We start from the raw sequence: 15,073 nt of genomic DNA, 5'->3' as shown, positions 1-15,073 counted from the left end.
CCTTTATCGCAGGCGCCTCGCAGTCGCCTGCGTTAAGTCACACCGCCCGTGCTACAGCGCGGGCCGCGAGACTTAGCGCAGGCGCGAAGGCGGGACAGCGATTTCACACAACCGCAGGCGCCGCCAAGGCACCCGTCGACCACGCTCGGAGCCCGTCGAACGACAGGCACGCGCTAGCGTGTCCCGGTGACCTACCCCCGCGGCGCCTGGCTGCCCGTCGCCGCGCTGCTGGTGGCCGCCGTCGCGTGGGGGTCCACCGTCGTGGTCACCAAGAGCGCGTTCGCCACACTCTCCCCACTCGGCGTCGTCTCCCTGCGGCTGATCCTCACCGGGATCACGCTCGCGCTGATGTTCCCGCACCGGTTGCGGATGCCGCTGCGGGAGGCGGCCACCGGGGCGGGGCTCGGGTTGCTGCTTCTGGCCGGGTTGGCCACGCAGACGCTGGGCCTGCAGCTGATCGCGCCGTCGACCACCGGATTCCTCACGGCCACCTACGTGGTGTTCACCGCACTGATCACGGCAGTGTTCCTCCGCCAACGGCAGCCGGCGGCCACCTGGGTGGCGGTGGGCTTGACTGTCGCGGGGATCTCGGTGCTCGCGGTGGGGCACGACGGCGGGTCGAGCAACTTCGCCGTCGGCGCCGCGCTCACCCTGCTGAGCGCCGCCATCTATGCCGTCCACATCGTGCTGCTCGGCCGGCACGTGACCAGGCGCAACGTCATCCAGCTAACCCTCGCCCAGGCAGGGTCCGGCGCGGTGGCGAGCCTGGTGATCTGGGCGTTGCTGCGCGAGCCGCTGCCGACGGATGCGGTGACGTGGGCCCAGTTGCTGTACCTGGGGATCGTCTGCGGGGCGGTGGCGTTGCTGCTGCAGAGTTGGGGGCAGAGCCAGGTCGCGGCCACCCCCGCGGCGGTGATCATGTGTACCGAGCCTCTGTGGGCGGCGGTGTTCGCGGTGGGCTTCGGGTTCGAGCCGTTCACGGTGACGATGGCGGTGGGCGGGTCACTCGTCATGGCCGCGCTGCTGCTCGCGGTCCTCCCCCGTCGCCCCTCGACGATTCCTGAGGTCGCGTCCATCCGCTGACCGTTGCCCCTCTGCAACTTGCTATCCATAGAGCGGCTTCTGTGGATATATGCAGATGCCGCTCTATGGATAGCAAGTTGCAGGCCCACCCCCGGCCTGATGGCCCCCGAGTGTGTGTAGGTTCGGGCCACGACCCTTCGAGACAGGTCCACGCCGCTCCGCGGGCGGACCTTCCTCAGGGAGCGAGAAGTGACAGGTCCACGCCGCTCCGCGGGCGGACCTTCCTCATGGAGCGAGAAAGGAACAATCACCCCATGTCCGAGATCGTCTGGATCCTGTTCGCCGTCGTCGCGCTCGCCGCCGCCGTGGGTGCCGTCTGGGGCATTCGGCGGCACCTGTACGTCAAGGAGCTCACCGAGCGCGGCTGGACCTTCGTCACGTCGCCGTCGATCTCCATCGCCTACGGGCTCAACGTGCCGCCGTTCGGCCTGGGTTTCAAGCGCGACGTCGACGACCAGATCATCGGCCGCGCCTCCGACGGCACCGAGTTCTCCGCGTTCCGCTACAAGTGCTCCCAATGGAAGTCCGGCGGCTACGTCGTGACCATGCCGCTGGGCCGCTCCCTCCTTCCCGCCGAGGTCTTCCGCGGTCCCGCGCCGAAGCTGAGCCTCCCCGGCCAGACGATGCTGCTCGGCGAGCTCACCGCAGCCGCGGGCGACCCGGCCTACGCACAGGCCCTCGTTGCGGCCGCCGCCCCGACGCTGACCGGGCCGTACCGGGTCACCGTCGACGGCGAGCACCTGGTCCTCATCGACGCGCCAAAGGAGGCCGACGTGCTGGCCGCGGCCGTGGAGCAGCTCGCCGCGACACGCGCCCGGATCCTCGCCTCCCCAGCCGCGACATTCCACGCCCCGCCGCCCCCGCCGTCGCTCAGCTTCTACGGCCGCCCGGAGTGGACCTACGTCCCCCGCGACGACTCCTACCTCCAGCTACTCGATCACACCGGCGGCGGTCACAACCACCGGGCGAGCGACATCATCTTCTCCGACAACGGAGGCCTCCCGTTCATGCGGCTCCGTCACGACTGGGACACCACGCACACCCGCACCGACGCGCAGGGCCGCACCCACACCGAGACCCGCCACCACAGCGAGGAGCTGTGCGAGTTCCGCACCACGTTCCCGTTCCAGGACCTGTCGGTGAACTGGGAGTTGCTGGGGCCGTCGCAGAAGTTCGAGTGGGAGGAGTTCAACCGGCGCTACAAGGTGCGCACCCCCGCGCCGCGGTTCGCCTCGGACGTGATGCATCAGCGCCAGATGGAGTACCTGATGGCGGGCAAGGCACCAAAGTTCGCGATCTCCGGAGGCCGGATCCTGGTGGGTGGCGGCGGGAGTTGGGAGCCCGAGGACATCGACGCCGCGTCCAGGTTCCTGCACGGCTTCTTCGCCCGCGTCCCCGACTTCGTGTGGCAGCAGCTGGGCGCCTGGCCGCGCCCCATCGCGGAGCTGACCTACGACGCCTGAGCGAGCGCGGCCCTTGGGGGGCCCTGCTGGGGGGTGGGGTTTGAGCCGATGGATGGGTTCGCGGAGCAGGCCACGCTCAGCTCACGCGGGAGAGTCTCCACGAACCCATCCATCGGCTCAAACCCATACCCAGCCCGATCGAAACCCACACCCGAAACTCCGGAGGAAGAGGGTCAGGCGGGGCGCGACGCGAGCGCGGCGCCGATGAGGGCGCCCGCCCCGCGACACTCCTCCTCGGTGACATCCAAGTGCGTCACGGCGCGCAGCGACGACGGCCCGAGCACGCTGACCTTCACCCCCTGCTCGGCCAGCCCGGCAGCCACCGCAGGAGCCCCGGCCACCGGGATCAGCACGATGTTGGTCTCCACCGACGACTCGTCGACCGCACCCGGGCACGCCTCGTTGATGGCCCTGGCCAGCATCGAGGCGGCCCGGTGATCATCGACGATCCGGTCCATGTTGTGCTCGACGGCATACAGCCCCGCGGCCGCCAGCAGCCCCGCCTGACGCCATCCGGCGCCCAGCCGCTTGCGCTGCACGCGGGCCCGCGCCATCTCGTCGGCCGTCCCCACGAGAACGCTCCCGACGGGGGCACCGAGTCCCTTGGACAGGCAGAACGAGACGGTGTCGAACAGGGAGCCGTAGTCGCTCATCGCCCGGCCCGTCACCGCGACCGCGTTGCCCAACCGGGCCCCATCGAGGTGTGTGGCCACGCCCAACTCCCGCGCGCCCTCGCTGAGGGCGCTCAGCTCGGTGAAGGACTGCACCGTGCCGCCGCCGAAGTTGTGGGTGTCCTCCACCGCGACACAGGCGGTCTCCACCAGGTACGGACGGCACTTCACGGCCACCAGGGCGAGGGCGTCGTCTGCCACCAACCGCCCCGACGTCGAGACCCACGTCCGCATCGTCACCCCGTGCAGGGCGCCGTGCGCGCCCATCTCGGCGCGCGCGATGTGCGCGTACGCGTCGCACAGCACCTCCCGGCCGGGCTCGGTGTGGAGCCAGATGCCGAGCAGGTTGGACAGCGAACCGGTGGCGCAGAACAGCCCCGCCTCCTTGCCGAACAACCCGGCCACGCGCTGTTCGAGCGCCGCGACAGTCGGGTCCTCGCCGTACACGTCGTCGCCGACGGGGGCCTCGACCATCGCTGCGAGCATGCCGGCGCTGGGCCGGGTTACGGTGTCCGAGCGGAGATCGATCACAGCTCCCTCGCCATGTATTCCTGGACCGGGTTCACCCGCTTCAGCCGGCCGGAGCGCAGCCGTTGGGCGACGGTGAACGCCAGCTCCAGCGACTGGTTGCGGTTGAGGCGAGGGTCGCACACCGTCTCGTAGCGGTTGGCGAGGTCCTCCTCCATGAGGTTCATCACGCCGCCGACGCACTCGGTGACGTCGTCGCCGGTGAGCTCCACGTGCAGGCCGCCGGGCCAGGTGCCGAGCTCCTCGTGGACGTCGAAGAATCCGTTGACCTCGTCGACGACGTCGGTGAAGGAGCGCGTCTTGTAGCCGTTGGCGGCCTCGAAGGTGTTGCCGTGCATCGGGTCGCACACCCAGGCCACCTTGCGGCCCGTGGCCTCGACGCCCTTGATGACGCCGGGCAGGACGTCGCGGACCAACTTGGCGCCAATCCGGGTGATGAAGGTGATGCGTCCGGGGACGCGGTGCGGGTCCAGCCGGTCCGCGAGCGCGATGGCCTGTTCGGCGGTGGTGGTGGGGCCGAGCTTGATGCCGAGCGGGTTCTGCACGCGGCGCAGCAGCTCCACGTGGGCGCCGTCGAGCTGCCGGGTGCGTTCCCCGATCCACAGCATGTGGCCGGAGCAGGTGTAGAGCTCCTGCGAGCGGGAGTCGACGCGGGTCAGCGCGCGCTCGTACTCGAGCAGCAGCGCCTCGTGGGAGGCGTAGAAGTCGACGGTGTTGAGGGCGGAGTCGTGGACGCCGCAGGCCACCATGAACGCCAGGGCGCGGTCGATCTCGGAGGCGAGCTCCTCGTATTCGGCCTCGACGGCGGAGTCGCGGACGAACTGCCCGTTCCAGGTGTGCACGCCGCGGAGGTCTGCGAAGCCGCCCTTGACGAAGGCGCGCACGAGGTTGAGGGTGGCGGCCGAGGAGTTGTAGACCTGCAGGAGGCGGCCCGGGTCGTGGGCGCGGTCCTCGGGGGTGAAGTCGAAGCCGTTGATGGCGTCGCCACGGTAGGCGGGCAGCGACACGTCTCCGCGGGTCTCCAGGTTGTTGGAGCGCGGCTTGGCGTACTGCCCGGCGATGCGGCCCACCTTGATGACGGGGACCTGCGCGGCGTAGGTCATGACCACGGCCATCGAGAGCTGGACCAGCAGCTTGGACTTGATGTTCTGCGCGGTGACGGCGGCGAAGGTTTCGGCGCAGTCGCCGCCCTGCAGGAGGAACGCGCGCCCGTCGGCGACGTCGGCCAACTTGGCGCGCAGGTCGTCGCACTCGCCGGCGAACACCAGTGGGGGCAGCGACTCGAGCGCGTCGATGGTCTTGTCCAGGGCGGCCTGGTCCGGGTACGACGGCTGCTGGACCATCGGCAGCGCGCGTAGTTCTTCCCGGGAGATGATGCTCGACATGGTGCGTAGGTTACTGCACCGCCCGCAGACCCCCCGCCCCGGGAACCGACGGTGGACCCCCCTGCTGGCTGAGGAGCCGCGAAGCGGCCTCGAAGCCTAAGAAGAGTGACCTTGTCAGCGTGCATCAGCGGCTAGGCCGAGGGGTCGTGCCACCCCTGGTCGATCGCGTACAGCGTCAACTCCACCCGGTTGTGCAGCTGCAACTTCCGCAACACGTTGTGCACGTGGTTCTGCACAGTCCGGTGCGACACGAACAGCTCGTCGGCGATCTCCCGGTACGCCATCCCCTTCGCCACCCGCCGAAGCACCTCGATCTCCCGCGACGTCAGCCCCGGGCTCTCCTCGTTGAGCGCCCGCGCCACGTTGACCATGCGGCGGAACTCCCCCAGCACCAGTCCGGCCAGCCCGGGCGTGAACACCGCGTCGCCGGCCGCGGTCCGGCGCACGCCGTCGATCAGTTCCTCCTTCGACGCCGACTTCACCAGGTAGCCCTTCGCGCCGGCCTTCATGGCCCGGAGCACGTCGTCGCGCTCGCCGGACGCGGAGATCACCAGCACCTGCAGGTCCGGGAATTCGCGCAGCAGCAGCTCGATGCAGGTGGCGCCGTCGGGCTCGGGGATCTTGAGGTCCATCACGACGATCTCCGGCTTCGCGGCCCGTGCCCGGGCAACGCATTCGACGCCGCTCTTGGCCACCGCGACAATCTCGAATCCCACCTCGGTGAGATCTTCGCTGAGGGCGTCGATCCACATGGGGTGGTCGTCGACGAGCATCACGCGTCGACGCTCGTGGACCTCAGACGTGTGCGTCACTGCTGCTCCCTGCCTTGCCATCGATGGGGAACCGCAGCTCCCATTCCGTCCCGGCGCCCGGTGAGGTCTTGAGCATCGCGGACCCGCCGAGGGCCGCCATCCGTCCCACGATCGAATCCTTGATGCCCATCCGGCCGGACTCGGCGGCCTGAACCACCTGCTCCGGGGTCATGCCGACTCCATTGTCGCGGACCCAGAGGATCACTTCGTCGTCTCGTTCCTGATCCAGCAGGATCCAGGCCTGGGCATCCGCGCCGGCGTGGGAGGCGACGTTGGTGAGGATCTCCGTGAGGGCCGCCTCCACCTCCTCGGCGAGGCCGCGCGGCACGGTGACGCCGCTGGCCATCGTCGAGACGGTGACGTTGCCCGAGTGGTAGCGGTCAAGGGCGGCGGCGAGGTCCACGCGTTCGGTGTGCTGGACGGGGGCGTATTCGCGGTCCTGGAGGAGCACCCGCAGCTGGGCCTCGGACTCGCGGGCCAGGGCCGCCAGCCGCACCCCGCGACCCCCGAGCGACGGCCCCTCCCGCTCCACGAGCGCCAGCACCTGGAGGGCGCCGTCGTGGACGATGCGTGAGAGTCGCTGCCTTTCGGCGAGCGCGGCGGAGCGGGCGCGTTCCTGTTCCTGTTCGACGAGGGTGGCGCGGAACTGCTCGATGAGCACGCCGAGGCAGGCGATGAGGATGACGGTGACGAACGCGGCGCCGAGGCGTTCGAGCACGAAGTGCGACGGCGGGCCGAGCAGCGCCGCGGAGGTCACCAGCGCGAACCCGACGCCCCACCGGGTGCCGAGGAAGATGGCGGCGTAAGCCGCGCAGCCGCTGATCCAGTAGCCGGCCAGCGACAGCGGCGCCCCGCCGGGCGGCACCGTGAGCAGGGTGGTGAGGATGAGCGCGACCGTCACGCCGAGGTCCGCCACATGCGCCTGCCAGGTTCGGTGCGCGGGGGTGCGCATCCGCCACGAGATGAAGCAGTGCCAGGCGATCAGCGCGACGGTGGCGGCGACGACGCCCACCGGCCGGTCCGTGTAGTGCACCACATAGAAGAGGTTGACGAAGACGGCATGCAGTCCGAGGAGGGATCTGGCCACCACCGCGACACCGTAGACGCGGCCGAGGAGGTCTGAGGGGTCGCGGAATCCGAGGGTCCCCACGGGCGGCCGGCGCAGGGTCGACGGCGGCCGGGGCCGGTCACTCACCCGGCCTGGCCTCCACCTGGGGCTTGGGCCCGCCGCCGGGGCGCGGGAGGAGGAAGGCGTCGGAGCCGGGGACTTCCAGGTCGCCATGCTTGACCCGCGCGGCGTAGACGTCTGCGTACTCCTGCCCGGTGAGCTGCTGGATGGCGGCCAGGACCTCGTCGGTGACCCAGCGGAGGACCTTCGTGTTGCCGGGCGTTTGCCGGAACTCGGAGAAGTCGAGCGGCTTGCCGATGATGACGACGGGGCGTTTCGCCCACGGGATGCCGAGGGGGCCCTTGTGGGACTTGGTGCCGATGACGCCGACGGGGATGACGGGCACGTCGTTCTGGAGCGCGATCCGCGCCATGCCGGTCTTGCCCTTGTAGAGGCGGCCGTCGGGCGAGCGGGTGCCCTCGGGGTAGATGGCGACGACGCGGCCCTGGGCCAGCACGTCGGAGATGGCACCGAGGGCGTCGGCGCTGGCCCGGCCGCCGCTGCGGTCCATCGGCACCATGCCCACCACGGTGAGGAACCAGGCCATGGCCTTGGCTCCGAGCCCGCCCTGGCCGACGAAGAGTTCGGCTTTGGCGGGGAACGTGAGAGGTCGCGGCATCATGGCGGGGACGACGAGGGAGTCCAAGGCGCCGATGTGGTTGCTGGCGAGGATGGCACCGCCGGTGCGCGGGAAGTTCTCGGCCCCGATGACCTTGGCCCCGTAGCCGTACTTGACGAGGGGGCGGGCGAGGAGGGTCTTGAAGAAGCGGTACCACATGGGCGGCAGTCTATGGCAGCGCTCGTCCGCTGATCCGGTCCCTGACGGGCCCGGCGCCGCACCGCGGTTGGCTGCCTGCCGCTGTCCGCGCCTGCCTTGGGGACCGACGCCTGTCTTGGTGACGGACGCCTGCCTTGGGGACCGACGCCTGCCCTACTGACGAACGCCTGCCTTGTGGGCGACGACGCCAGCGGTAACTCTGGCCGCCAGCGCTACAGAACAGGCGCCAGAAACTAGCGCTGGCGTCACGCTCGCCACCCCATCGCGCCTGCCCTACAGATCGACGCCAGCCTTACTTACCGACGCCTGCCCTGGGCACGGACGCCTGCCTAGGTGACGGACGCCAGCCTTGCGGGCGACGACGCCAGCGGTAACTCCGGCCGCCTGGGCTACAGAACAGGCGCCAAGAATTTGCGCAGGCGTCACGCTTACCACGCCTCACTAACGCAGGCGTCCGTCACCTAGGCAGGCGTCCGTCGGTAGGGCAGGCGCTCACCACGCCCTCACAAACGCTGGCGTCCGGCTGTAACGCTGGCGTCCGGCTGTAACGCTGGCGTCCATCTGTAAGGCTGGCGTCCGTCGGTTAGGCATGCGTCCGCCACCCAGCCACCCGCCACCCGCGACCCAACCCCGGGCGATCCGCATCGGGCCTATCCTCGACCCATGTTCTTCTCGACGCCGTTCTCCCGCCCCGCCGCGACGCCCGTCTGGCCCGAGGCCCGGCCCCTCCATCTCGGCGACGGCGACATCGGCGTGGTGATGTGCCACGGCTTCACCGGCTCGGTGGCGTCCATCCGCCCGTGGGCGGAGGCCCTCGCCACCCCCGCCGAGGAGTACCCGGGCGTGCGCGTGGTCGCGCCGAGACTGCCCGGCCACGGCACGTCGTGGCAGGACATGGCGCGGATGCGCTGGTGGGACTGGTTCGGCGCCGTCGAGGACGCCTATCTGGAGCTTGCGGGCGAGCAGAAGCGGGTGTTCGTGGCAGGTTTGTCGATGGGCGGGGCGCTGGCGCTGCATCTGGCCGCGCGGCACACCGTCGCGGGGGTGCTGCTGGTCAATCCGGCGATCGCGTCGCGGGATCCGCGTTACCCGGTGGCATCGCGGCTGCGGCACGTGCTGCCGCCCCAGAAGGGGATCGCTTCGGACATCGCGCAGCCGGGTGTCGTGGAGCCGGCCTACCCGAAGTTCGCCGTCGCCAGCCTGGGCACGATGATGGACCTGTGGAGGGAGGCCCGCTCGGGGCTGCGGCGCATTGACGCGCCGGTGCTGTTGATGCGGTCCCCACAGGACCACGTCGTCGACGATCTGAGCTCGGAGATCATCAAGCGCGAGGTGCGCGACGTTCGGTTCGCGTCGTTGCAGCGGAGCTTCCACGTGGCGACCATGGATTACGACGCGGACCTGATTGTCGCGGAGTCGCGGCGGTTCATCACCAGCGTCCACTGACGCGGGAGTGGAAGAAGGCCGCCGAATCCGGCGGCCTTCTCACAGAAGCAATGCTCAGCCGACGACGCGGCGCACGCCCGTGATGGGCATCGAGTGCAGGCTCGTGACGTTGACGCCGCTGCGCGGGTTGGCCGCGTGGACGATCTTGCCGTTGCCGATGTACAGCGCAACGTGGCTGACTGGGCTGTAGTAGAAGACGAGGTCTCCGGGCTGGATCTCCGACAGCGACACCTTGCGCCCCTCGCTCGAATACTGCGTCCTCGACGAGCGGCTCAGCGTGATGCCGACCTGGCGGTAGGCGTAGCTGGTGAGGCCGGAGCAGTCGAAGGTGTTGGGGCCGGAGGTGCCCCACACGTAGGCGCTTCCCACCTTGGCGAGGGCCGCGTTGATGGCGCCCTGGACGCGCGACGACGACGCGGCGGTCACGGGAGCCGTCTGGGTCTCTGCCTTCGGCGCCGACGACGCGGTGGTCTCACGCGAACGGCTGGTGGTGGCTGCTTCCGCGGCGCGTGCCTCGGCTGCGGCCTGCTCGGCTGCGGCGCGGGCCTGACGCTCGGCCTCGATGGCGGCGAGGCGCTGGCGCTCTTCCTCCGAGAGGCGGTCGTAGACGCGCTGGGCCTCGGCCTCCTTGGCTTCGAACTCCTCGGCGAGCACAGTCTTGGTCGCGAGTTCCTTCTTGACGGTGGCCTCGGTGGCGGCCGCGTCTTCGCGGAGGGTGGTGAGCTTGGCCTGGTCCAGCTGGAGCTGCTGCACGCCGGCGTTGGAGCGGTCTAGCTCGCTCTGGTAGGCGGCGAGCCCGCTGAGGAAGTTGTCCGAGGAACCGCTGGTGAGCAGCTGCGCGGTGACGCTGAAGGAGTCGTGGCGCATCTGGAGGGTGGCGACGTCGCCCATCTCGTCTGCGAGCGTGGACACCTTCGCTTCCTGCGTCTGCAGGTCAGCGGCGATGGTCTTGAGCTTGGCCTCGGCCTGCTGGGCGCGCTCGCTGGCCTCGATCAGCTCCTGATCGATGGCCGACGACTCCTGCTGGATGCGGGCCAGCTCTTCGCGGGCCTTCTCCACAGCGGCGGGGTCGGCCTGGGCGGCGACGCCCATGGTGGCGACGAGGGCGGCAGCGACGATCCCGGTCAGGGCGAGTCGGACTCGGTTCACGTGTACTCCAAGCGTTGGGCAAGTCTGAGAGAATCTTAAGCGCCCTCAGGCTTTTCTCAAAATGCCCACGGAAGTTAGTGTCACCCGTCGGACGTGCCCGCCTGGAGGCCTTGTCAGACTCACATTGCCTGATGGCGTATGCCGTCGTCCGGGTGGCTCAGCCGCAGCGGCGGGACCAGCCCGGCATCCGCCAGGACGGTGAGCGCCCGTTGTTCGGAGTCCTCGAGGCCCACGCCGGGCGGGCCGAGGAGGACGGAGATCACGCAGTCCGCGCACGCGTCTCCGCGCACGGTGCAGGTGGTGCAGTCAACATGCAAGGTAGCCATGGCCTCACCCTTCCCCACCCCTCCGACACTTTCGGCAGCCCCGACACGCCGAGTCGCGACATCCGGCCACCACCCGCCACAGACCCCCCGTCGCCCCCCCTGAGCCCCCTCCCGCACCCTTAACTTTCGGCCAATGCCGCGTACGAGGCCGTATGAGCTGCACATGAAGATCGCCCGCTGTGGGCGACGCGGAAGCCGGCCAGGCGACGGCGCACGAACCGGCGCACGTGCTTATGGCAGGCCTGTAGAGGGCCTGTCAGAGCCTCGCCGGAGGCTCGAATCGGCCCCACCCTGCCCCGTCTCACCCGCCAACGACGAATGGCGTTTGGTCGCGAAACTAAGTAATTTGACCGGCATGGGCAGGGAAAACTTGGGGGTCCCCTCTGCGCGGCCAACCGTCAGTCAGGCACTGACGAACCGTGTAGTGGGGTTGCCGTCGTTCTGGCGGCGGACGATGTTGATGGGCTGGGACCTTCTGTCCTGGGTGATTGCGCTGCTGGTGTTTGTGGTGATCCGGTACGACCTTCGGCTCACCGCCTCGCAGTGGTCGTGGGCAATTCTCTACACGGGTGTGGCGATGACGCTGCAGGCAGCGCTCGGGCTTCTCACGCATGTCTATCTGGGCCGCAGCCGGGTTGGCTCCTTCTCCGAGGCCACCTGGGTGGGTGCGCTGGTGCTGCTGACCGGAATCCCGCTCGGGTTGACGCTCAGCGTCCTCACCCCAGACTTCCCCCGCGGCGTGGCGCTGATGGCGCCCCCGCTGGCTCTCACGTTCATGGCCGCCGGCCGCTGGCTGTTCCGCATCCTGCTGGCCTCCCGGCTCCCCCGCACCGTCGCCACCGACGCGGTCCCCGCGCTCGTCTACGGCGCGGGCGAGGCCGGCCACCAGGTGGCCATGCTGGTGGACAAGGCCGAGCAGCCCCCGTACCGGATCGTGGGGTTCGTCGACGACGACCCCGCCAAGCGTTTCCTCCGCGTCCGCGCCTACCGGGTCAACGGCACCGGCAAGGACCTGGTGGACGTGGCACGGGAGCGCGGCGCGGACATGGTGATCCTCGCCATCTCTGCCGCCTCCCCCGAGCTCATCCAGGACGTGTCCCAGCGCTGCGAGGCCGCCGGCCTGCAGCTGGTGATCCTGCCCCCCGTGCGGGAGATGATCGGCGGCCAGATCTCGCTGTCGTCGCTGCGCGAGTTCAAGGTTGAGGACCTCCTCGGCCGACGCCCGGTCAAGACGGACCTCAGCGCCATCGCCCACTACGTCACCGGTCAACGCGTCCTGGTCACCGGCGCCGGCGGCTCTATCGGCTCGGAGATCGCCCGCCAGCTGCAGAAGCTTGGCCCCGCGAAGCTGATCCTGCTGGACCGCGACGAGTCGGCCCTCCACGGCGTCCAGCTCGACCTCTACGGCAACGGCCTCCTCGACACCGACGACATGGTGCTCTGCGACATCAGGGACGACGGGGCCCTCTGCGCCGTGTTCCAGCACCAGCGCCCGGACGTGGTCTTTCACGCCGCTGCACTGAAGCATCTCCCGATGCTCGAGCGCTACCCCGACGAGGGTTGGAAGACCAACGTGCTCGGCACCCTCAACGTGCTGCGTTGCGCCCACGACGCCGGCGTCAAGCACCTGGTCAACATCTCCACCGACAAGGCCGCCGACGCCTCCAGCGTGCTGGGACGCACCAAGCGCCTCGCCGAGCGCCTCACCGCCTGGTTCGCCGAGCGTCACCACCTGCGCTACCTGTCGGTGCGCTTCGGCAACGTGCTGGGCTCCCGCGGCTCCGTGCTCCACTCGTTCAGGGCACAGATCGAGCGCGGCGGCCCCGTCACCGTCACCCACCCCGACGTGACCCGTTATTTCATGACCATCCCCGAGGCCTGCGAGCTCGTCCTCCAGGCCGGCGCCATCGGCCGCCCCGGCGAGGTCCTGGTCCTGGACATGGGCCAGCCCGTCAGGATCGTCGACGTCGCCGAACGCCTCATCGCCGAGTCCGGGCAGGACATCGACATCCACTTCACCGGCCTCCGCCAGGGCGAGAAGCTGCACGAGGTGCTCCTCAGCGACGCCGAGGACCGCGCCCCCAGCACCCACCCGCTGATCAGCCAGGTCCCCGTCCCCGCCTTGGATCCCCGTGAGCTCCCGTCCCACGAGCGCTCGGCGGCCGTCGACGAGCCGACCGCCTCGATGGGTCGCCTGATCTCCCTCGCCTGAGGGTTCCCGCCGGTTGAGCCGGGCCAAGCCGCGACGCTCACTCCCCGCTGGCTGAGGTGCCGCGAAGCGGCCTCGAAGCCTAAGAAACGCAAGCTGACAAGCTCACTTTCCATAGGCCTCGAGGCTCGTCGCTGCGCTCCTCACACCTCGGCCAGCGGAGAGACTCCCCCACCCCAGAACTGTCAGACCCCACCTCTACCGTGATCCCCATGCCCGAGATCTCCGCCGCCCAACCCTCGTTCGAGGACCTCGGAGTCCACCTCTCGCAGGTCACGTTCGTCGTGGTGGACCTCGAGACGACCGGCGGCGCGGCGGACTCCGAGATCACCGAGGTGGGCGCGGTGAAGGTGCGCGGAGGCCAGGTGATCGGCGAGTTCCAGACCCTCGTCCGCCCCTCCACCCCTATCCCCGCCATGATCCAGGTGCTCACGGGCATCACCAACCAGATGGTGGCCACCGCTCCCCCACCGTCGCAGGTGCTGCCCGCCTTCGCGGAGTTCGCCGCGGGCGCGGTGATCGTGGCGCACAACGCCCGCTTCGACACCGGCTTCCTCAAGCGCGGCTACGAGCAGCTCGGTCTCGCCTGGCCGCGCCCCACCGTCGTCGACACCGTCGCCCTGGCCCGCACCGCCCTCCTCCGCGACGAGGTGCCCAACTGCAAGCTCGCCACCCTCGCCCGCTTCTTCCGCGCCGGCACCGAGCCCAACCACAGGGCCCTCAGCGACGCCCGCGCCACCGTCGACGTCCTCCACGGCCTGCTGGAGCGCGTGGGCAACCTCGGCGTCCACACCCTGGAGGACCTCACCGAGTTCGCGCTCCAGGTCTCCCCGGACAGGCGCGCCAAGCGCACCTGGGCGACAGGTGCCCCCGAGTGCGCCGGCGTCTACTTCTTCTACACAGATTCCGTCACCCCCGACGGCGAGAAGAAGCGCGAGATCCTCTACGTCGGCAAGTCCACCAACCTGCGCCGTCGAGTCCGCTCCTACTTCTCCGCGGCGGAGAAGCGCGGCCGCATCCACGAGATGGTGCGGGTGGCCTCCGGGGTGGAGTTCGTGAAATGCGCCACGGACCTGGAGGCGGAGGTGCGGGAGCTGCGGATGATCGAGTCGCTGGCCCCGCGCTACAACCGTCGCTCCAAGAACCAGCGGAAGGTGAGCTGGCTCAAACTCACCGACGAGGCGTTCCCGCGGCTGTCGATCGTCACGCAGGTCAAGCAGGAGGGCACCTACTTCGGCCCCTTCCGATCCCGCGACGCCGCGGACGAGGCGGCCCTCACCCTCTACGACGCCTTCCGCCTCCGCCGCTGCACCACGCGCCTCTCCGCCAAGAGGGCCTCCGCCTCCTGCGCGCTGGCGGAGATGGGCCGCTGCGTGGCGCCCTGCGAGCTGGGCGACGGCGCCGCCCAGTACCCGGCCATCGCCCAGGCCGTGTCCAGCAGCTGGCTGGGCGACGTCCGCCCGGTGCTGCGGAGCGTCCGGGTGCGGATGCGCAAGCTGGTGGCGCAGGAGCGCTTCGAGGAAGCGGGCACCATCTCGGACCGCCTGACGGCCTACTACCGCACGTCCATCCGCTTCCACCGCCTCCGTTCCCTGGCGCTGTGCCGGCAGCTGGTGGCGGCCATCCCGTCGGCGGCGGGTTGGGACATCCACGTCATCCGCTACGGCAAGCTCGCCGCCGCCACGACGGCGCCCTCAGCCCGCGCCCGCGCCGCCGCCGAAGGGGCCATGGCAACGGCGGAGACGGTCCTCGCGCCCCGCGGCGGACTGCCGGCGGGCAGCGTGGAGGAGGCGGAGCGGATCGCGGCGTGGCTGGAGCTGCCCGGGGTCCGGCTCATCGAGACCGACGGCGAGTGGGCCTGGCCCCTCCACGCCGGCCTGCCCGACGGCGCCCTCGCCGAGGAACTCCTCGGCCCGGCCCCACCCCTGCCGGTCGACGATCCGCTGGTGCGAACGGTCGCGGCCCTCCTCGCGTCCTGATGGACGTGATCATCATGTCACTCAAACATGTACATTCTTGGCCTCAATTCGTACATGTCCTGCGGACATGTCGATG

12 protein-coding genes are annotated in these 15,073 nt (G+C 69.9%); 5 read left to right on the top strand and 7 right to left on the bottom strand.

The window, feature by feature from the left end; translation table 11 throughout:
- Window positions 1-186: 186 nt before the first annotated feature.
- Both ACX1D1_RS07525 and ACX1D1_RS07520 read left to right on the top strand, forming a co-directional pair.
- Window positions 187-1,083 (top strand): DMT family transporter, encoded by an 897-nt coding sequence (locus ACX1D1_RS07525; protein WP_459056528.1) that lies wholly within the window; start codon window positions 187-189, stop codon window positions 1,081-1,083.
- A 254-nt stretch (window positions 1,084-1,337) separates the two neighbouring features.
- Window positions 1,338-2,546 carry a hypothetical protein gene (locus ACX1D1_RS07520; protein WP_459056527.1) on the top strand — a complete coding sequence of 403 codons (1,209 nt, stop codon included), beginning with the start codon at window positions 1,338-1,340 and terminating at the stop codon, window positions 2,544-2,546.
- Between the two features lie 173 nt (window positions 2,547-2,719).
- Here the strand turns inward: ACX1D1_RS07520 and ACX1D1_RS07515 are convergent, their stop codons facing one another.
- The 5 genes from ACX1D1_RS07515 to ACX1D1_RS07495 form a co-directional block, all read right to left on the bottom strand.
- A complete protein-coding gene (locus tag ACX1D1_RS07515; RefSeq protein WP_459056526.1) occupies window positions 2,720-3,748 on the bottom strand; it encodes a threonine aldolase family protein in 1,029 nt (342 codons plus the stop codon).
- Window positions 3,745-5,130: a class II 3-deoxy-7-phosphoheptulonate synthase gene (locus ACX1D1_RS07510; RefSeq protein WP_459056525.1), complete on the bottom strand. Its 1,386-nt coding sequence runs from the start codon at window positions 5,128-5,130 to the stop codon at window positions 3,745-3,747. Before ACX1D1_RS07510 ends, ACX1D1_RS07515 begins: the two co-directional genes overlap by 4 nt.
- Window positions 5,131-5,261: 131 nt before the next feature.
- On the bottom strand, window positions 5,262-5,942 hold the full coding sequence (locus ACX1D1_RS07505; protein WP_459056524.1) for a response regulator: 681 nt from the start codon (window positions 5,940-5,942) through the stop codon (window positions 5,262-5,264).
- Window positions 5,926-7,137, bottom strand: a complete 1,212-nt coding sequence (locus ACX1D1_RS07500) for a sensor histidine kinase (protein WP_459056523.1) — start codon at window positions 7,135-7,137, stop codon at window positions 5,926-5,928. Before ACX1D1_RS07500 ends, ACX1D1_RS07505 begins: the two co-directional genes overlap by 17 nt.
- Complete coding sequence (locus ACX1D1_RS07495; RefSeq protein ID WP_182782582.1) at window positions 7,130-7,888, bottom strand: lysophospholipid acyltransferase family protein; 759 nt, start codon at window positions 7,886-7,888, stop codon at window positions 7,130-7,132. The genes ACX1D1_RS07500 and ACX1D1_RS07495 overlap by 8 nt, the downstream gene beginning before the upstream one ends.
- Before the next feature lie 663 nt (window positions 7,889-8,551).
- Between ACX1D1_RS07495 and ACX1D1_RS07490 the strand changes: the two genes are divergently transcribed.
- The gene (locus ACX1D1_RS07490; RefSeq protein ID WP_459056522.1) at window positions 8,552-9,334 is read left to right on the top strand and encodes an alpha/beta hydrolase; all 783 of its coding nucleotides are present in this window, start codon (window positions 8,552-8,554) and stop codon (window positions 9,332-9,334) included.
- A 54-nt stretch (window positions 9,335-9,388) separates the two neighbouring features.
- Here ACX1D1_RS07490 and ACX1D1_RS07485 read toward each other — a convergent pair whose 3' ends face one another.
- Together ACX1D1_RS07485 and ACX1D1_RS07480 are read right to left on the bottom strand one after the other, a co-directional pair.
- Complete coding sequence (locus ACX1D1_RS07485; protein WP_182782580.1) at window positions 9,389-10,483, bottom strand: C40 family peptidase; 1,095 nt, start codon at window positions 10,481-10,483, stop codon at window positions 9,389-9,391.
- A gap of 119 nt (window positions 10,484-10,602) precedes the next feature.
- Window positions 10,603-10,809, bottom strand: coding sequence for a hypothetical protein (locus tag ACX1D1_RS07480; protein ID WP_459056521.1), 207 nt, complete (start codon window positions 10,807-10,809; stop codon window positions 10,603-10,605).
- A 460-nt stretch (window positions 10,810-11,269) separates the two neighbouring features.
- Between ACX1D1_RS07480 and ACX1D1_RS07475 the strand changes: the two genes are divergently transcribed.
- Together ACX1D1_RS07475 and ACX1D1_RS07470 are read left to right on the top strand one after the other, a co-directional pair.
- Window positions 11,270-13,021, top strand: coding sequence for a polysaccharide biosynthesis protein (locus tag ACX1D1_RS07475; RefSeq protein ID WP_459056520.1), 1,752 nt, complete (start codon window positions 11,270-11,272; stop codon window positions 13,019-13,021).
- Between the two features lie 209 nt (window positions 13,022-13,230).
- Window positions 13,231-14,997 (top strand): DEDD exonuclease domain-containing protein, encoded by a 1,767-nt coding sequence (locus tag ACX1D1_RS07470; protein WP_459056519.1) that lies wholly within the window; start codon window positions 13,231-13,233, stop codon window positions 14,995-14,997.
- The last annotated feature ends 76 nt before the right edge of the window (window positions 14,998-15,073 follow it).

The sequence above is a fragment of the Tessaracoccus luoxuelianae genome, from assembly GCF_054483915.1.
This window is presented reverse-complemented; position numbering and strand designations above follow the sequence as displayed.

Excerpts from the sequence above, each read along its gene's own strand:
- ACX1D1_RS07520 (WP_459056527.1), top strand. The coding sequence starts at position 1,338 with ATGTCCGAGATCGTCTGGATCCTGTTCGCCGTCGTCGCGCTCGCCGCC.
- ACX1D1_RS07510 (WP_459056525.1), bottom strand. The coding sequence starts at position 5,130 with ATGTCGAGCATCATCTCCCGGGAAGAACTACGCGCGCTGCCGATGGTC.
- ACX1D1_RS07495 (WP_182782582.1), bottom strand. The coding sequence starts at position 7,888 with ATGTGGTACCGCTTCTTCAAGACCCTCCTCGCCCGCCCCCTCGTCAAG.
- ACX1D1_RS07490 (WP_459056522.1), top strand. The coding sequence starts at position 8,552 with ATGTTCTTCTCGACGCCGTTCTCCCGCCCCGCCGCGACGCCCGTCTGG.
- ACX1D1_RS07480 (WP_459056521.1), bottom strand. The coding sequence starts at position 10,809 with ATGGCTACCTTGCATGTTGACTGCACCACCTGCACCGTGCGCGGAGAC.
- ACX1D1_RS07475 (WP_459056520.1), top strand. The coding sequence starts at position 11,270 with ATGGGCTGGGACCTTCTGTCCTGGGTGATTGCGCTGCTGGTGTTTGTG.
- ACX1D1_RS07470 (WP_459056519.1), top strand. The coding sequence starts at position 13,231 with ATGCCCGAGATCTCCGCCGCCCAACCCTCGTTCGAGGACCTCGGAGTC.